Genomic DNA, 16,357 nt, shown 5'->3' with positions numbered 1-16,357 from the left:
GCCCTTTCTTCGCCGCGCGAAAGCCGTTAGAACGGGGCATCCATTCCAGGGGGGCGATCCTGCCAATCCAGGACCCACCGATCCATTGAGGGAGATTGACGATGGCTAAGAAGCCGATCGCCGCGAAATCCGCATCCGCCGCCAAATCCGCTGCCAAGCAGGTGACGCGCACCGAAACCGATTCCATGGGCCCGATCGCGGTACCCGCCGACAAGCTGTGGGGTGCCCAGACCCAGCGCAGCCTGCAGAACTTCCGCATCGGCGGACAGAAGATGCCGGTCGGCGTCATCCGCGCCTTCGGCACCCTGAAGCAGGCGGCGGTTCTTGCCAACATGAAGCTCGGCAAGCTCGACAAGAAGCTCGGCAAAGCTATCGTGGCGGCCTCGGCGGAAGTTGCCAGCGGTGCCCTCGACGATCACTTCCCGCTGGTCGTCTGGCAGACCGGCTCCGGCACCCAGACCAACATGAACGTCAACGAAGTGCTGGCCAACCGGGCCAATGAGATGCTGGGCGGCAAGCGTGGCGACAAAAAGCCGATCCATCCCAATGATCAGGTGAATTACGGCCAGTCTTCGAATGACAGTTTTCCCACCGCGATGCATATCGCCGCCGTGCAGCAGATCGCCGAGGATGTCATTCCGGCACTCGATCACCTGGCTGCCGCGCTGGAAAAGAAAGCCAGGGAATTCGCCAAGATCATCAAGATCGGCCGCACCCATCTGCAGGACGCAACCCCGGTCACCCTGGGCCAGGAATTCTCGGCCTATGCTATGCAAATCCGGCTCGGCATCGAACGGGTACAGGCGACGGCGCCACGCCTTCTCACTGTCCCGCAGGGTGGCACCGCAGTCGGCACCGGCCTCAATGCGGCCAAGGGCTTCGACAAGGCCTTTGCCAAGGAACTCGCCAAGCTCACGGACCAGCCTTATCGCACCGCCGAGAACAAGTTCGAAGGCATGGCGGCGCACGATGCGTTCGTCGAGATCTCGGGCGCCTATAACGTCATCGCCTGTTCGCTGATGAAGATCGCAAACGATATCCGCTTGCTGGGCTCAGGCCCCCGCTCGGGCCTCGCAGAAATCAACCTGCCGGAGAACGAGCCCGGCTCCTCCATCATGCCGGGCAAGGTGAACCCGACCCAGGCCGAGGCGATGACCATGGTCTGCGCCCAGATCATGGGGAATCACGTCGCAGTGACAGTCTCCGGATCGAACGGCCATCTGGAGCTCAACGTCTTCAAGCCGGTGATCATTCACAACGTGCTGCAATCGGGTCAGCTGATCGCCGATGCCGCCATGAGCTTCACCGACAATTGCGTCGTCGGCATCACGCCCAATCTGCCGAAGATCAAGCAATCGCTGGAGCAATCGCTGATGCTCGTGACGGCACTCAACACCCATATCGGCTATGACAACGCGGCCAAGGTGGCGAAGAAGGCGCACAAGGAAGGCACCAGCCTGAAGCAGGCCGCTTTGGCCTTGGGTCTGCTCACGGCAGACCAGTTCGACAAATGGGTCCGCCCCCAGGACATGCTCGGGCCGAAGTGACGACGTATCGGCACCGGTAAGGGCGGGGCATTATGGCAACCCCGCCCGCCACTGCGCTCAAGAAGCGCTCAGTCAGCATTGCCGGTCACAGCACGTCGGTGACCCTGGAACAGGCCTTCTGGGACGCTCTCAAGGACGCGGCGATGCGGCGCGGGGTTTCCGTATCCGCTCTGATTGCGGAAATCGATCAGGCACGACCGGCCGATGCCGGGGCACCCAATCTCTCAAGTGCCATCCGGGTCTACGTTCTACGCACCGTCCAAGGGGCCTGACCGCGTTACTGCGGCAGGACCGCGCCGGGCTCCGGCAGAAGCTCTTCCGGTACCGCGCTGGGTTCGGCCGGGGTTGCCTCGGCAGGAGCTGCCTCCGTGGGCGCAGCCTCAGCGGGGGCGGCTTCCACCGGCGCTTCTTCCACCGGTGCGGCCTCGGCGGGGGCCGCTTCCGCCGGCGTAGCGCCCGGCTCGGGAGCCACCTCAGCCGGAGCGGCTTCAGCAGGCGCCGCCTCTGGCTCTGGGGTCCCTTCGGCCGGTGTGGCTTCAACCGGTGCGACTTCAGCCGGTGCCACTTCGGCGGGGACTACGTCTGCGGGTGCTACGGCTCCCGGCTCAGCCTCCGCCGGCGCTGCTTCCGGGGCCGCCTGGGTCTCCTGTTTCTTTGCGCCGCCGAGCAGATCGCCCACGCCGGGAATCTCGTTGATCAATCCACCTGCCGGCGCAGCGGCACCAGGCTCGGTCGTGCCGGTCTCGCCGCTGGATCCGCCGAGCCCCGGGATCGTCACACCACCCGGCAATTGCACACCGCTGCCTTCACTGCCGCCAAGACCGGGGATGGTGCCGATGCCTGGCAGATTAAGCCCGGGGACCAAACCGCCACTCGCTGGCCCAGCCGCGCCGCTTCCCGAGAAAGCGGGGGTGGGCGAGTTCACCGGACCGGTGAGATTAATGCTCATGAAAGCCGCTTCGGCCTCAGCACCGAAGAGATCAACCAGCATGTTGAGTGCCCAGGCACCGAGATCCACCTGGCCCTTGGCTGTTCCGCTCGCCTTCGGATTCCGGAATGCGAAGTCCTGTGTATCGAGAACGCCCTGAGCGATGTCGAAAGTCCCCGACAGTTGGTTGTCGACGCCGGTATAGGACCCGATCACACCGTTGATGCTGTCGGCGATCCCCTTCACTTGTTTGACCTTCTGGCCGAGCACGCCGAGCAGGGCGGAGCCGACTGTCTGCTCGACTTTGCCGATGATCATCATGGTGCCGCCGAGATCACCCTTTCCAGTGAGCGAGCGCACGATGGCGGCTTGGCTTTCACCGGCGCCAGTGAGGTCGAGATTGAGCGAGAGCGGTCCCTTGATCTGATTGCCGGCGATGCCGCCGCCCAGCGCTTCGCCAATCTGAATTTGGTCGATCGCCATCTTGGCGACAATCTGCGGCGTGGCACGCGCATCGACTGAGGTGCCGGAGAGGTTGAAGCCGCCGCCATAGATGCGACCGCTCAGCGTGTTCATGGTGAGCACGCCATCCTTGATCATGACCTTGGCGATAAGATCGTCGATCCGCTGGTCGGGCATGATCAGTGACGCTGCCTTGAAATCGATGTCGGCGTCCTGTGCCTTCAGCGCGGAAAGGTCGAGCGGCTCGTTCGACCAGGGAGAACCAGCGGTGCCACCCCCGCCGGATGCTTCGCCGCCCGATGACGATCCACCGCCCATGAACGGCACCAGATTCACCGTGCCGCCGACAAGATTGGCGGTGACCATCGGCTTGGCGCCAGTGGCGTCGTAATTGGCGGCACCCGTGAGGCTGGAATCGCCCCAGCGGAAATCGAGTCCGCTTAAAGCTGCCTTTGCCGTGCTGCCCGCGGCCTTGGCTTGCAGCGCCAATGGACCTGCCTTGGCGCCCGAACTCGGCAGATCAGCCAGAGCCAGAAGCTGCGTGAACTCGGGATGATTGGCCTCAAGCGCGACATCGAATGCCATCGGATCAGCCTTGGCCTTGATATTGCCGGCGATCTTGACGTTGGCCCCCGCAGCCTGAAGACCGAGATCGAGATTCATGTCGTCAGCACCGCCTTTGAGCGTGCCCTTGGCGGCGAGCGCCCCCATCTGCTGCGCCTTCGGCCCGGCCAGGCCGGCCAGTTGCAATAACGGTGCCGGTCGGTCGGCACGCAGATCGAGCACCGTATCCACCTGCGGTGTACCGGAAATGCCAACGATCTTGCCGGAGAGCTTGCCGGCTGCACCGATTCCGCTCATGGCAAGGTCGATGTCATAGGTAAGATCGTCGGTGCCGCTCTGTGCGCTGCCAGCGAAGCTGACGGCGCCCAGATTGTCGGCAGCTTTCATCTGCGTCGCATCGGTAGTGCCACCCAATGCCAGGAGCGGCGCCAGCTTGCCGATTTTGATATCGAAGGTCGAATTCACCCGGGGGATGCCGCCGCCGGTGAGGCCCGCCGCACCACCCTTGGCCGTGCCGTCGAGTCCGATACCGGTCATGGCGAGTGCGACGTCATAGGAGACCTCGTCGCCGCCGCCCAGCGCTTTGCCTTTCAACGTCAAGGCACCGAGCTTCCCGGCCGGCTCCGCGCCCGCCATCTGCGCCAGTTTGTTGGCATCCTTCGCCGTCACATCGAAATCGAGATCGAAGCGCGGATCACCCTTGAGATCGACGATCTGGCCCTTCACGGTGCCTTTGCCGCCCATGAGATCGCCCACCGACAAATCCTCGATGGTCAGCACGCCGCTGGCCAAGCCGACCAGAACGTGAAGCTTCTGGATCTGCTGTTCGTTGAGCGTCAATGCGCCCGCGCGCAATTCAATATTGGCGTCGAGATCGCCGAGCGGCGCCAGCGCCTTTAACGGATTGCCACCCTCCGCAGCCGCCGGCTCGGCAGCGGGTGCCGCCGCGGCAGCTTCGCCGCCCTTGGGCAGATAGCCATCGAGATTCATTTTGTCGAGCGAGAGACCAACGCCGAAGGCCATGCGCTGGCGCAGCTTGCCATCGGGCAATGCCACGGTGAGACCGCCACCGATCCGCGTCGCATCCAGCTTGGCGGCAAGGTCGGAAAGTGCCACTTGCGTCGGCGTGAAGGTGACGCGGCTGTTAAGGGCGAAGGCCCGCAGCCGATCCCCCGGAACGCTGTCGACGGCACCCTTGGCGAAGGCATCGATGAGCCCGCGCAGATTGCTCGAATTGACATCGAGGCCGCCGGCAAAGGCCGGCTGCCCGTTCTGCGCTTCCAGCGTACCGCCCAGCTTGAAGGCGGTCGCCCCCGGCAATTGCGCCGACAATTCAGTAAGATTGAGCTTGGCATCGGCAAGATCTGCGACCAACTTCACGCGGTCGATCGAGTTACCCTGCACCACCACCTGTTCAATCGCGACATTGGCCTTGGCATTGATGCCCACGGGCAAGGCAAAACCACCAGCAGCGTTGTCGGCCGGGACTTCGGCGGGCGCCGCGTCTGCAGCCGGCGCCGCTTCGCTGCTGCTCGCCGGCAGGAGCGCATCGAGATCGAGCCTGCCCATGGCGAGGTCGAGTTCGACATTCGTGGTTTCACCCATGGTCGCGGCAACGCCACCGCGGGCCGTCATCTCGCCGAGACTGGCGGTAAAATTCTTGAGATCGGCGCGGGTCTTCGCTGCGCTGACCTCGCCGTCGAGCGCGAAAGCCTGCGCCAGCGGCCCCTCCGTTGCCTCGCCCCCGGAGAGCACCGAGATCAGCTTCGCAACGCTGTCGCCCTTGCCGGTCAGCTTGCCCACAAGAATCGGCTGATCTTCCGTCTCGGCGGCCTTTAGATCGGCCTGGCCCGAGAACCCGATCTCGGCGCCGGCATCGGTGACTCGCAGAGATAGGTTGATCGGCATCGGCTGAGCCGGATCGAGCCGGCCCACGTCGACCGAGAATCCGAGCGGCATGCCAAGGGCGGTGACCCCGCCGGTGGCGCTGAATGGCCCCTGCAGGCTCTGCATGGACAGATCGACATTGAGGTTTTCGATTCGCTGCTCGGCCGCCGTCGCGAGGTCGCGATAAACCAAGGTACCATCGCTGATGCTGGCGCCATCGACCGAGATATTGTAGCCACCGGCCGCTGCCTCGCCTTCCGCGGCAGGGGCCGGGGCTTCAGCAGGCGCCGCACCACCCGCCGGTGTGATTTCCCAATTGCCGCTGCCATCTGCCAGCTTCTCGAGGATGATCGTCGGCTTCACCAATTCGATGCTCTTCACCTCCACGCTTTTCGACAGCAGCGGTAGCAACGCCACCTGCACCTTGACCTGTTCGATCTCAGCCATGTTGGCAGCGGCACCATTCACCGCGTTGCCAAACTTGATGCCTTCGACGGAAACGGAGGGTATGGGGAGCAAAGACAGCGAGATATCGCCCTCGATCACCAGGTCGCGACCGGTCGCGGCGCGGGCCTGTTCGGTGATCATGCCTTTGTAGCTGTTGAGATCGATGAAGAACGGCACCACCAGAAGAGCAACGATGATGACGGCCAGAATGCCGCCGCCGATTTTCAGCGCTTTCTTCATGATCTTTCTCTCCCGGTCAGTGGCTGATGTGAAACAGCCACTCTTGTCTAAGCTACGGTCACGATTGCCGCTTGCGTCTATTATCGCCTTTCGGGAGAATGGGGGGCAAGGTTGGAATCGCCCGCCTGGGTGACATTTCCGCGAGGTGCAACTTGGCCGAGATCGTCAATCTCAACCGATTCCGTAAGGCTCGGCAGCGCCAGGACGAGCAAAAGAAAGCCGCAGAAAACCGCGTCCAATTTGGTCGTAACAAGGCAGAAAAAGCCAGCGACCGTCAGGCGCGGGAGCGATTTGAGCGCGACCATGCCGGCAAGGAACTGGGCAGCCAGGAGCTGGACAGCGACAAAATTCCGCCGAAAGAGCCGGCCTAGAGCATCATGATGCGAAATAAAGCTCCTGCACGGTCGCACCAATAGCCGCCGCAAGCGTCATCACAACCAGGGCGCCCAGGGCCCACCGGGCAAAGACGCCGCCAGCGCGCAGAACAATCACCCCCTTCACCAGGGTATTGCTGGCCGCTGCAATCAGAATGGCAGCGATGAGGGGCCCCATGCTTTGGCCGACGACGGCATCGCGCGACACTGAAATGGTGATGGCGTCGACATCGGCGAGCCCGGCGATGCCCGCCAGGACGAGGAGACCGCTGGTGCCAAACTGATCGCTGAGGAACTTCTCGGCCAATTGGATGATGCTGAGGAGGACGGCAAACTTGATCGCCTGACGCAACTCAAAAGGATTGTCGATCCCCAGTGCCTCGCCGCCCAACTTGCTGTTCTGACCGGTATGCCACATGACCACAACCATCACCAATGCGGTGGTGACGAACAATCCCATTGGCAGAGCCAAGGAGATGGCGAGGCTCGGCGCCAGAACCGCCGTGACCACCAAGATCCTTGCCGCCATCACAGCGTTGGCGATGACCACGCCGGTGGCCAGCATCTGACCTTGCCGCGGCTGATCGCCTGCCAGTTTGGCGAAGGTGATGGTCGTCGCCGTCGAAGAGACGAGACCGCCGAACAAGCCCGTCGCGATGCACCCCAACGCGGCGCCCAGATAGCGGATCGCAAAATAGCCAATGAAGGAAAGCGCCGAGATCATTACGACCAGAAGCCAGGTCTCGCGCGGATTGAAAGCGCCATAAGGGCCATATTGCTGGTTGGGCAGGACCGGCAGAACCACCAGCGAGATGACCAGGAAACGCACGCTCGCCTTGAGCTCGGCTTCGGTCAGCTTGCTGACCAGGCCATGCAGGGTCGGCTTCAGGTAGAGAAGCGTCACGACGACCACCGCGGCGGCCACCGCGAGTTCGATGGCGCCGAGCGCTGCCAGCATGCCCAGCAGCGCCGTCGCCAATGCCGCGACCAAGGTCGTCATATCCTCGGTAAGTCCCGCCAAGCGCCCTTTCGCGTCGGTTCGGCGATCAGCGACGAGGAGAACAGCCAAGGCCAGCAATGCGGCAGGCGCCAACCACGGCCCGAGCTGCTCCTGAAGCGTACTGGCGAGACCGCCGAACAGCCCGATGAAGCCGAAGGTCCGGATACCGATCCGACCCTCGCCTTCGCCGGTGTCGCCCCGCTTGCGCCACTCGCGCTCCAACCCGATCAACAGGCCGATGGCTAGGGCAACCAGCAGATTGATGGCGATGCCGAGATCGAAATGGCTGAAATCCAGATCGACCGCACCCGCGACAGGCCCAGGCTGCTCGATTTCATCCATGCAGGAGCCGGCGGTTCAGCGCCGCGCCAGCCGGCGTCGACGGGGCATGCTGAAGGGCACCCCGGCCCGCTGGGCGTCTCGCGACAGGAATGACAACGGATTGGGCAGCCGATCGACGATTGCGCGAATTTGCCCGGTGACCTGGGGGATTTTCATGACGTCGGCGATACGTCGCTCGAGGAATGCCCAGCTAGCCGCATGGCCCTCGCTCTTGTCATTGAGCCAATACAGCAAAGTCGCCGAATAGACCGCCGCCAACAATGCCCGCTTGGTGTAGTAGCTGAAATCGGTCGAACGATCGCCGATCGCATGCCAGATGGCATCGACCGTGCCGTAGAGCAATTTCGGTCCCAGCGGAGCATTTTCCGGCAACAGAAGAAACGACAATCCGGCGCGGATCGCTTCGCGCTGCCCCTCGACGAGCATCAGCCGCAATTGAACCGCGCGCATGATCCGCTCGCGTATTTTCAGGCTGCCTGTTTCGTCCCGGACCATGGCCCCGACCATCTGGGCATCGGCGCGCTGATGATTGAAGGCCAGCACCTCGGCCATTCCGCCCGGAAAGGCATTGAGCGCACGCGGCACATCGATCCCGCAATCGCCGGCGCCGGCCCGGAAGGCTGCGTCGCTCCAGCCATCGAAGGGAACATGCGGCATGATCGCGTCGACCAGTTTCTCGCGATCTCGCGCACGGTTGTAAGTTTCACTCATGACCAGTCAACGCTCCGTTGGCAGAGATGTTCCGCCTCCGCAGCCAAGATTGAGGGCGGGACATCCGCTCGTATTGTGACCCAGTTCGGAAGGCAGGCAAACCCGTTCCTTTGCCGCAGCACGGGCCGGACTTAGTCCGCCGCCTCCTTGTTCTCAAAACGGCGCAATTCCTCGACGAATCCCAGACTGGTCATGTCCCGCATGCGCATGGGGTAGAGGATGCCATCCAGATGATCGCATTCATGCTGCACCACCCGGGCATGAAACCCCGTCGCCTCCCGCTCGATGACCTGCCCGTCCGGGGCCAGGGCCCGGTAGCGAATTCTGGTATGGCGCGGCACCGAGCCGGCGAGTCCCGGCACCGAGAGGCACGCCTCCATGCCCTCGGCCATATCACCGGAGAGGGGGGTGATTTCCGGGTTAATGAGGGCTGTAAGCGGCACGCCGGGGGCCTTTTCCGGATCGGTCCCGTCTTCGGCGGCCAGACGCGCCCCTGGAACGTGGAAAATAACAACACGCAAGAGCACATGGACCTGGGGGGCCGCGAGACCGGCACCGCCGATATCAGCCAGGGTATCCACCATGTCATTGATTAGTTTATGAATTTCCGGCGCAGTGGGGTCCGGGACGAGGTCCGCGATCCGCTTCAGGATCGGGTGGCCCATACGCGCGATTTTCAGGATGGCCATGCTTTCTCCCTTGGTTGTGATCCAGAATATGGCCATAAAACAGGCATTTAGGAAGCACCGCAGCAATACCATAATGAGTGCTCGGGGCTTCACAAGCCAGATGGGCTGTGCTACAGCATCGCCCCAGACGGGCCGTTAATCGAGCGGGCCGACAGTTCTCTTGTTTCCAATTCTACTCCAATCGGCGAAAGGAGCCGTGGTCAACCGTGCAAGTGCTCGTCCGTGACAACAATGTCGATCAGGCCCTGCGCGCGCTGAAGAAGAAGATGCAGCGCGAAGGGATTTTCCGGGAAATGAAGATGCGTCGTAACTACGAGAAGCCCTCCGAGCGCAAGGCGCGCGAAGCGGCCGAGGCGGTGCGTCGTTACCGGAAGCTGATGCGCAAGCGCATGGAGCGCGAGGGCTTCTAGTCCCGCCTTCCCGCTCAACCGAGCGGCTTTATCGACGAGATTACGCACTTTGCTCTCGCCCCGCCGATTCTGTCGGCGGGGCGATGACTTTTGGTAATCCTTGCAGAACCTGTTGGCCGGCTGTTTCGTATCACCATGCGACCACCGGCCGGCAGCACGCCGTCACCGGGTCGGTCTTTCTGGGGGCGTGTAAGTGGAAGATCCCGACTGGCTGGCCGGGTCCGGGCCAAAGCTCAAACAGATGTACGCCTACTGGCACGAGCGCTGCCAGGATGGCAAGCCGCCGCGGCGTGCCGATATCGACCCCGTCGACATCCCGCGCCTGCTCGCCCACCTCATCATTGTCGACGTGGTGACCGATCCCCGGCGCTATGTCTACCGCCTGGTCGGCACCAAAGAGGTCGAAGTACGCGGTTATGACCCGACGGGAAAATCTGTCGCAGAAGGTTTCATCGGACCGTCGCGGGAAGATGCGCTGGGTTGGTACGAGCGCGCGGTCGCCACGCTGCGACCGCAATACGATGCGACGCCCTATATGTCGACCAACGGCAAATGGGTCAATGACGAGACCCTCTTTTTGCCGCTGTCGGATGACGGCTTGACCGTCAACCGCATCCTCGTCTTCGCCGCCAACTCACCTACACGCCCGAAACGGCCAGAGTCGAAACTGCCGATCAGGTGACGTTGGGCGATCAGTGCCCAAAGGCCTTGACCACGTCTTCGCACATCTTCTTGGCGTCCCCGAACAGCATCATCGTATTGCTGCGGAAAAATAGCTCGTTGTCGACACCGGCATAACCGGACGCCATCGAACGCTTGATGAAAAGGACGGTCTTGGCCTGTTCGACGTCGAGGATCGGCATACCGAAAATCGGGCTCTTCGGATCGGTCTTCGCCGCCGGGTTGGTGACGTCATTGGCGCCGATGACGAAGGCGACATCCGCCTGAGCGAAGTCGCGATTGATATCCTCAAGCTCGAACACTTCGTCATAGGGCACGTTGGCTTCCGCCAGCAGCACGTTCATGTGCCCCGGCATGCGACCCGCCACCGGATGTATGGCATAGGAGACCTTGACGCCTTCCTTCTTCAGGAGGTCCGCCATTTCACGCAGCGCATGCTGTGCCTGTGCTACCGCCATGCCATAACCCGGCACGATGATGACCGAGGCCGCATTCTTCATGATAAAGGCGGCATCGTCGGCGCTGCCGGCCTTCACCGGCCGATCCGCCGCCTTGGCGCCACCGGCAGCGGCAGCACCGCCGGAATCCGTACCGAACCCGCCCAGGATCACGTTGAAGATCGAGCGGTTCATCCCCTTGCACATGATGTAGCTGAGGATCGCACCCGATGAGCCGACCAGGGCACCGGTAATGATGAGGAGCGGATTGGCAAGCGTGAAGCCGATCCCGCAAGCAGCCCAGCCGGAATAGGAATTCAGCATCGAGACGACGACCGGCATGTCGGCGCCGCCGATGGGCAGGATCAACAGGAAGCCCAAGACCAGCGAGACAACCACGATGGCCCAGAACAAAGGTTCCGACTGCGCAAGGATCAGGGCCACGATGAGAACGACGATACCGATGCCAAGGGCCGCGTTGAGAAAATGCTGCCCCTTGAAGACAAGCGGCGCACCGGAAACCAGCCCCTGCAATTTGGCAAAGGCGACGATGGAACCGGTGAAAGTGATGGCGCCGATAGCGACACCGAGGCCCATTTCAATGAGGCTGCCGGCATGGATGGCGCCTGGCGCACCGATGTGGAATTCAGCCGGGGCGTAGAATGCCGCCGCTGCGACAGCAACCGCGGCAAGGCCGACGAGGCTGTGGAAGGCAGCAACCAGCTGGGGCAGGGCCGTCATCTGGATGCGCTGGGCAATGACCGCACCAATGGCACCGCCGATCACCAGGGCGACAACGATCCCAACATAAGACGATCCGGCGACTTCCGGCAGAGCGAGTGTCGTGCCGATGGCGATGACCATGCCGACGATGCCATAGCGAAGACCGCCCTGGGAGGTCGCCGGGCTGGAAAGCCCGCGCAGCGACATGATGAAACAAACCGAGGCGAGCAGATAGAGGAAGGCGGCGAAATTCTGGCTCATGTTACTTGCCTTCCTTCTTCGCCGGGTCTTTCTTCTTGAACATCGAGAGCATGCGGTAGGTCACCAGAAATCCGCCGAAGATGTTGACCGCCGCCAGCGCCACGGCGACGAGGCCCATGCCTTGGCTGATCCCGAACGCGGCCGCCCCGGAAGCGATCAAGGCTCCGACGATGATGACTGACGAAATCGCGTTGGTAACGGCCATCAGCGGCGAGTGCAGGGCCGGTGTCACGCGCCAGACAACGTAATAGCCGACGAAACAGGCCAGCACGAAGACGGTGAAAAGCTGCACGAAAGGCATCTGCTCCGCCGGCGCGATCGCGTTCGCGACATCAAGCGCAGTTTGTTCGTCCATGGCGTATCCCCTCAGGCCTGGAAGTTTGGATGGATCACCTGGCCGCCCCTGGTGAGGGCGACGCCTTTGACGATCTCATCTTCCCAATCGATTTTGAGCTGCTTGGTCTCTTTATCGATCAGCAGCGTCACAAAATTAAGCAAATTCTTGGCATAGAGCGCGGTTGCATCGGCCGCGAGGCGGCTCGGCACATTGGCATGCCCCACCAGCTTGACGCCGTGCTTCTCGACCACCTGGCCGAGTTCCGAGAGCGGACAGTTGCCGCCCTGCTCCACCGCGAGGTCGACGATGACAGCGCCGGGTTTCATGGTTTTCACCATCTCCTCGGTCACCAGGATCGGCGCCTTGCGGCCGGGAATAAGGGCGGTGGTTATGACGATGTCCTGCTTCTTGATCGTTTCGGCGATCAGAGCCGCCTGTTTCGCCTGATAGGCCTCGGACATCGGCTTGGCGTAGCCGGCGGCGGTTTCAGCCTGTTTGAATTCTTCATCCTCGACCGCGACGAAGGTTGCTCCCAGGCTCTGCACCTGCTCTTTCGAGGCCGGCCGCACATCGGTCGCCGAAACGATTGCGCCCAGTCGGCGCGCCGTCGCGATCGCCTGCAATCCGGCAACCCCGGCGCCCATCACGAGAACCCGCGCCGGCGCCACGGTGCCGGCGGCCGTCATCATCATCGGGAAGGCGCGATTGTACTCACCTGCCGCGTCGATCACCGCCTTGTAGCCGGCAAGGTTAGCCTGCGACGACAGCACGTCCATCGATTGGGCCCGGGTGATGCGCGGGACCAGTTCCATCGCCATCGCATCGATGCCGGCGGCGACATAGCCCGCCAATTGTTCCTTGGCGCCATAAGGGTTGAGGATGGCGACGAGCGTGGCACCCTTTGGCAGCAATCCCAGCTCATCCACCGCGCCTTCACCCGCCGTGAGCGGCCTTTGCACTTTGAGGACCAGCGCTGCCCCACTCAAGGCTGCGGCAGCATCGCCAACAACCTTGGCGCCGGCGGCTTCAAAGGCGGCGTCCGGGATCGAAGCGGCGATCCCCGCCCCCGTCTCCACATTCACTTCAGCACCGAGAGCGATGAACTTCTTGACCGTCTCCGGCGTCGCGGCGCAGCGCTTCTCTGCCACGCGCCGTTCCTTCAGAATCGCGATCTTCATACCTTCCCCACTTCGTATCCGATCACATCGCGGACGATAAGCCGTTGGATCAGCTTGTTATTATTCGCCAGAGGGCAAGGAACTAATGATTCCCCCCCTCTCAATCAGCGGCAAGATTGCCTGCGGATCAACCCAGTGACAAGCGGGTTTACGCGGTCGTTATAGCCCCACTTCCTTCAGTGCCGCCTTCTGCCGTTTCGCGAGCACCTTTGCATCGAAATCGCGGATGAGATCATGGAACATCTGATACCAGTTGATCTCAGCCTTAAGGTGGAGAAATACGGAGCCAAGGCCAATCGCGGCACGGTCCATGAAGACAAATTCCTTGGGTGGTGTTACCGGGCCTAAGCGCCGCAGATCGGCATGGACGCTCTCCGCCACCTCGCGGCCATAGATGCCGCTTTCATGTTCCTGGATCTTGCGCGTGCGGTCTTCCAGGAGTGGACCATAGACGAACATGGCCCAGCGGTTTAGGACATCGATCACGTCCTTGTTGAGACCCTTGAAGCCCCAGCTTTCATAGGCGTGCACGGCGAGCTCGCGATCGTCGTTCTGCAGGGCCCAATAGAGATCGATGACGCCTTGGACGAATTTCGCATCGAAGATGCGGATACAACCGAAATCCATCAGGTTGACGGCGCCCTCATCCGCCGTGCCCTTTGGCCGGACGGTGTAATTGCCGAGATGCGGGTCACCATGGATGATGCCGTATTCGTAAAACGGCACATACCAGGCGCGAAACATGTTGTAGGCGACCTTGTTGCGGAGCTCGACCTTCGGCTTCTTGTCGAGGAACGACATCAGCGGCTCACCCTCGACCCAGGTCATGGTGAGGAGTCGTTTGGTGGTAAGGGTCGAGACCGGTTCCGGCAGATGCACTTCCGGTTCATCTGCGAGCATCAGACGGTAAAGAGCCATCGCGCGAGCTTCGCGATCGTAATCCAGTTCCTCGCGCAAGCGATCCGCGATCTCGGCATGGATCTGCTGTGTGGCGATGGCCCGGTCGTAGCGCTCGTAGAGCCGGAAGATCAGCTTCAACTGCGAGAGATCGGCTTCGACCGCCGATTGCATGTCGGGATATTGCAGCTTGCAGGCCAGCGCGCGCCCGTCCAGCGAGGTCGCCTGATGCACCTGGCCCAGAGACGCCGCCGCCGCGGCTTCATGGGTGAATTCCTTGAAACGCTTCTGCCAATCAGGCCCAAGCTCCGATGCCATGCGGCGTTTGACGAAGGCCCAGCCCATCGAGGGGGCATTGGCCTGCAACTGACGCAGTTCCTCGACATATTCCTTAGGGAGAGCATCCGGGATGGTGGCCATGATCTGCGCCACCTTCATGAGCGGCCCCTTGAGGCCACCCAGGGCCGATTTCAGTTCCGAGGCATGCTCGGCCCGGTCGACCTTCAGCCCCAGATATCGATGGCCAGCGACACGCGCAGCCAGTCCGCCCATGGCACGGCCCACCTTGGCATAGCGCTTGACGCGGCCGCCCAATGAATTGTCTTCGCGTTTATCGCTCATCGTCTGATCCTACGCTATCTTGCGCGGGATCGGATCACAGATGACGCTGGCCTGTCACGTTAGAAATCGGCGTTCAGCGGCCGGCGTGGATTGCTTCCTTGCGTTTGGCGACATAGGCCTCGAGCGCCTCGTCGATCGCGGGATCGATCGGCGGCTGTTCATAGGTCCGCAGCAGATCTTTCCAGATTCCGTTGGCGCGCTCGGTCCCGGTCTTGGCACCCGATTCCGACCAATTCTCGAAGTTCCGCCAATCGGACAGCATCGGCTCATAGAAAGCCCGGTCGAAGCGCGCCAAAGTATGCGCGGCGCCGAAAAAATGACCACCCGGCCCTACTTCTTGCATGGCATCGAAGGCGAGGCTGGCTTCGTCGACCTTCAAGGGATCCAGGAAGCTCCGCATCAATTGCAGCATTTCGGCGTCGAGGATCAGCTTCTCGAAGGACGCCGTGAGGCCGCCTTCGAGCCAGCCAGCCGCATGCTCGATCAAATGCACGCCACCCATGATGGTGCTCCACAGCGACATGCCGCTTTCATAAGCCGCCTGTACGTCGACCGCGTTCGAGGCTGTCACATTCGACGAGCGAAACGGCACATTGTAGCGCCGCGCCAATTGGCCCGAGGCAATCTGCGCCTTGGCATATTCCGGCGTGCCGAAAGCCGGTGCGCCGGTGCGCATATCGACATTGGAGGTAAAGCCGCCGTACAGCACCGGAGCGCCGGGGGCCACGATTTGCGACAGGGCGATCAGGGCGAGCGCCTCGGCATTCTGCTGCGCGAGAGCCCCCGCGATAGTGACCGGGCTCATCGCACCCGACAGGGTGAAGGGCGTCATTGCCACTGGTTGCCCGGCCCGCGCCATGGCGCAGAGCCCTTCGCCCATCGGAATATCGAGACGCAAGGGCGAATTCGAATTGACGATGGTAAGAGTGGCGGGGTTAGCTCGCAATTGCTCTCGGGACTGACCAAGCGCAATCGAGAGCATTTCGATCGCGTCCTCGACCCGGTAACCGCCCAGCGCCCAGCACTGCCAGTTTTTGTCGGTCAGACGGATCGCTGCCAGATAGAAATCGAGATGGCGCGAATCCGCCGGAAGATCGGTGGGCTCGCAGGGGCAGCCCCCCTCCTGATGGATCACATTGAGCGACTGCACGACCTTGATGTAATCGCACATGTCCTGGTAATTGCCGGGCCGGCGTCCACGATCGATATCGTGAGCGAAGGCGGGGCCACCGGTGGCAGCGAAAATGACACTGCCATCACCGACCGCCAGATTCTTCGCCGGATCGCGCGCCTGCAAGGTGAAGTTGGAGGGCGCCGTGCGGATCTTCTCCTCGATCATGGCCGGGTCGAAGCGCACACGCTGGTTCGATTCATCGACACTGGCGCCGGCGGCCTTCAGCAGCGCGCGGCTTTCGTCATGCATCACTTCCATGCCGATCTCGCTCAGGAGCCGCAGCGAGGCAATATGGATCGATTCCAGTTCATCGGCGCTCAGGAGCGCGATCGGCGGATAGGCATTGCGGACCTTGCCGAACGGCATCTGGCGCGGACCGACGCTGACCGGCCGCCGCTCGCGCCTCTTCGTCGCTTCCCGGGTCATGACCTGCTCCCCCAATTCTTT

At 62.3% G+C, this 16,357-nt stretch carries 14 protein-coding genes; 5 read left to right on the top strand and 9 right to left on the bottom strand.

What is annotated here, in order from left to right:
- The first annotated feature begins 101 nt into the window (after positions 1-101).
- Both fumC and ACE3PR_RS01970 read left to right on the top strand, forming a co-directional pair.
- Complete coding sequence (gene fumC / locus ACE3PR_RS01975) at positions 102-1,547, top strand: class II fumarate hydratase (RefSeq protein WP_374367588.1); 1,446 nt, start codon at positions 102-104, stop codon at positions 1,545-1,547.
- A 32-nt stretch (positions 1,548-1,579) separates the two neighbouring features.
- Positions 1,580-1,819 carry a ribbon-helix-helix domain-containing protein gene (locus ACE3PR_RS01970; RefSeq protein ID WP_374367586.1) on the top strand — a complete coding sequence of 80 codons (240 nt, stop codon included), beginning with the start codon at positions 1,580-1,582 and terminating at the stop codon, positions 1,817-1,819.
- A 5-nt stretch (positions 1,820-1,824) separates the two neighbouring features.
- Here ACE3PR_RS01970 and ACE3PR_RS01965 read toward each other — a convergent pair whose 3' ends face one another.
- On the bottom strand, positions 1,825-6,075 hold the full coding sequence (locus ACE3PR_RS01965; RefSeq protein WP_374367584.1) for an AsmA family protein: 4,251 nt from the start codon (positions 6,073-6,075) through the stop codon (positions 1,825-1,827).
- A gap of 152 nt (positions 6,076-6,227) precedes the next feature.
- Here ACE3PR_RS01965 and ACE3PR_RS01960 point away from each other — a divergent pair, with 152 nt between their 5' ends.
- A complete protein-coding gene (locus ACE3PR_RS01960; protein WP_374367582.1) occupies positions 6,228-6,446 on the top strand; it encodes a DUF4169 family protein in 219 nt (72 codons plus the stop codon).
- Positions 6,447-6,450: 4 nt separating this feature from the next.
- Here ACE3PR_RS01960 and ACE3PR_RS01955 read toward each other — a convergent pair whose 3' ends face one another.
- From ACE3PR_RS01955 to ACE3PR_RS01945, 3 genes are all read right to left on the bottom strand, one after another.
- Positions 6,451-7,791 (bottom strand): MgtC/SapB family protein, encoded by a 1,341-nt coding sequence (locus tag ACE3PR_RS01955; RefSeq protein WP_374367580.1) that lies wholly within the window; start codon positions 7,789-7,791, stop codon positions 6,451-6,453.
- A gap of 15 nt (positions 7,792-7,806) precedes the next feature.
- The gene (locus ACE3PR_RS01950) at positions 7,807-8,502 is read right to left on the bottom strand and encodes a COQ9 family protein (protein WP_374367578.1); all 696 of its coding nucleotides are present in this window, start codon (positions 8,500-8,502) and stop codon (positions 7,807-7,809) included.
- A gap of 131 nt (positions 8,503-8,633) precedes the next feature.
- Entirely contained in the window at positions 8,634-9,191 is a 558-nt protein-coding gene (locus ACE3PR_RS01945; RefSeq protein ID WP_374368071.1) for a peptide deformylase, read from the bottom strand.
- A 206-nt stretch (positions 9,192-9,397) separates the two neighbouring features.
- Between ACE3PR_RS01945 and rpsU the strand changes: the two genes are divergently transcribed.
- On the top strand, positions 9,398-9,601 hold the full coding sequence (gene rpsU / locus ACE3PR_RS01940) for a 30S ribosomal protein S21 (protein ID WP_133613211.1): 204 nt from the start codon (positions 9,398-9,400) through the stop codon (positions 9,599-9,601).
- A 193-nt stretch (positions 9,602-9,794) separates the two neighbouring features.
- Complete coding sequence (locus tag ACE3PR_RS01935) at positions 9,795-10,283, top strand: PAS domain-containing protein (protein WP_374367575.1); 489 nt, start codon at positions 9,795-9,797, stop codon at positions 10,281-10,283.
- Positions 10,284-10,293: 10 nt separating this feature from the next.
- On the opposite strand, the gene ACE3PR_RS01930 is transcribed toward ACE3PR_RS01935, so the two are convergent.
- The 5 genes from ACE3PR_RS01930 to ACE3PR_RS01910 all read right to left on the bottom strand — a co-directional run bounded on the left by ACE3PR_RS01930 (position 10,294) and on the right by ACE3PR_RS01910 (position 16,336).
- Positions 10,294-11,703 carry an NAD(P)(+) transhydrogenase (Re/Si-specific) subunit beta gene (locus tag ACE3PR_RS01930; RefSeq protein ID WP_374367573.1) on the bottom strand — a complete coding sequence of 470 codons (1,410 nt, stop codon included), beginning with the start codon at positions 11,701-11,703 and terminating at the stop codon, positions 10,294-10,296.
- Between the two features lies 1 nt (position 11,704).
- Positions 11,705-12,058, bottom strand: a complete 354-nt coding sequence (locus ACE3PR_RS01925) for an NAD(P) transhydrogenase subunit alpha (protein WP_374367571.1) — start codon at positions 12,056-12,058, stop codon at positions 11,705-11,707.
- A gap of 11 nt (positions 12,059-12,069) precedes the next feature.
- On the bottom strand, positions 12,070-13,218 hold the full coding sequence (locus ACE3PR_RS01920; protein WP_374367569.1) for a Re/Si-specific NAD(P)(+) transhydrogenase subunit alpha: 1,149 nt from the start codon (positions 13,216-13,218) through the stop codon (positions 12,070-12,072).
- Positions 13,219-13,377: 159 nt separating this feature from the next.
- Positions 13,378-14,736, bottom strand: coding sequence for an ABC1 kinase family protein (locus tag ACE3PR_RS01915; RefSeq protein ID WP_374367567.1), 1,359 nt, complete (start codon positions 14,734-14,736; stop codon positions 13,378-13,380).
- Positions 14,737-14,809: 73 nt separating this feature from the next.
- The gene (locus ACE3PR_RS01910; protein WP_374367565.1) at positions 14,810-16,336 is read right to left on the bottom strand and encodes a trimethylamine methyltransferase family protein; all 1,527 of its coding nucleotides are present in this window, start codon (positions 16,334-16,336) and stop codon (positions 14,810-14,812) included.
- Positions 16,337-16,357 lie beyond the last annotated feature (21 nt).

It is taken from the genome of Dongia sp., assembly GCF_041909655.1.
Lineage (GTDB): Bacteria > Pseudomonadota > Alphaproteobacteria > Dongiales > Dongiaceae > Dongia.
This window is presented reverse-complemented; position numbering and strand designations above follow the sequence as displayed.

Coding starts and splice junctions, on each gene's coding strand:
- fumC (WP_374367588.1), top strand. CDS start 102: ATGGCTAAGAAGCCGATCGCCGCGAAATCCGCATCCGCCGCCAAATCC.
- ACE3PR_RS01970 (WP_374367586.1), top strand. CDS start 1,580: ATGGCAACCCCGCCCGCCACTGCGCTCAAGAAGCGCTCAGTCAGCATT.
- ACE3PR_RS01965 (WP_374367584.1), bottom strand. CDS start 6,075: ATGAAGAAAGCGCTGAAAATCGGCGGCGGCATTCTGGCCGTCATCATC.
- ACE3PR_RS01955 (WP_374367580.1), bottom strand. CDS start 7,791: ATGGATGAAATCGAGCAGCCTGGGCCTGTCGCGGGTGCGGTCGATCTG.
- ACE3PR_RS01950 (WP_374367578.1), bottom strand. CDS start 8,502: ATGAGTGAAACTTACAACCGTGCGCGAGATCGCGAGAAACTGGTCGAC.
- ACE3PR_RS01945 (WP_374368071.1), bottom strand. CDS start 9,191: ATGGCCATCCTGAAAATCGCGCGTATGGGCCACCCGATCCTGAAGCGG.
- ACE3PR_RS01930 (WP_374367573.1), bottom strand. CDS start 11,703: ATGAGCCAGAATTTCGCCGCCTTCCTCTATCTGCTCGCCTCGGTTTGT.
- ACE3PR_RS01925 (WP_374367571.1), bottom strand. CDS start 12,058: ATGGACGAACAAACTGCGCTTGATGTCGCGAACGCGATCGCGCCGGCG.
- ACE3PR_RS01920 (WP_374367569.1), bottom strand. CDS start 13,218: ATGAAGATCGCGATTCTGAAGGAACGGCGCGTGGCAGAGAAGCGCTGC.
- ACE3PR_RS01915 (WP_374367567.1), bottom strand. CDS start 14,736: ATGAGCGATAAACGCGAAGACAATTCATTGGGCGGCCGCGTCAAGCGC.
- ACE3PR_RS01910 (WP_374367565.1), bottom strand. CDS start 16,336: ATGACCCGGGAAGCGACGAAGAGGCGCGAGCGGCGGCCGGTCAGCGTC.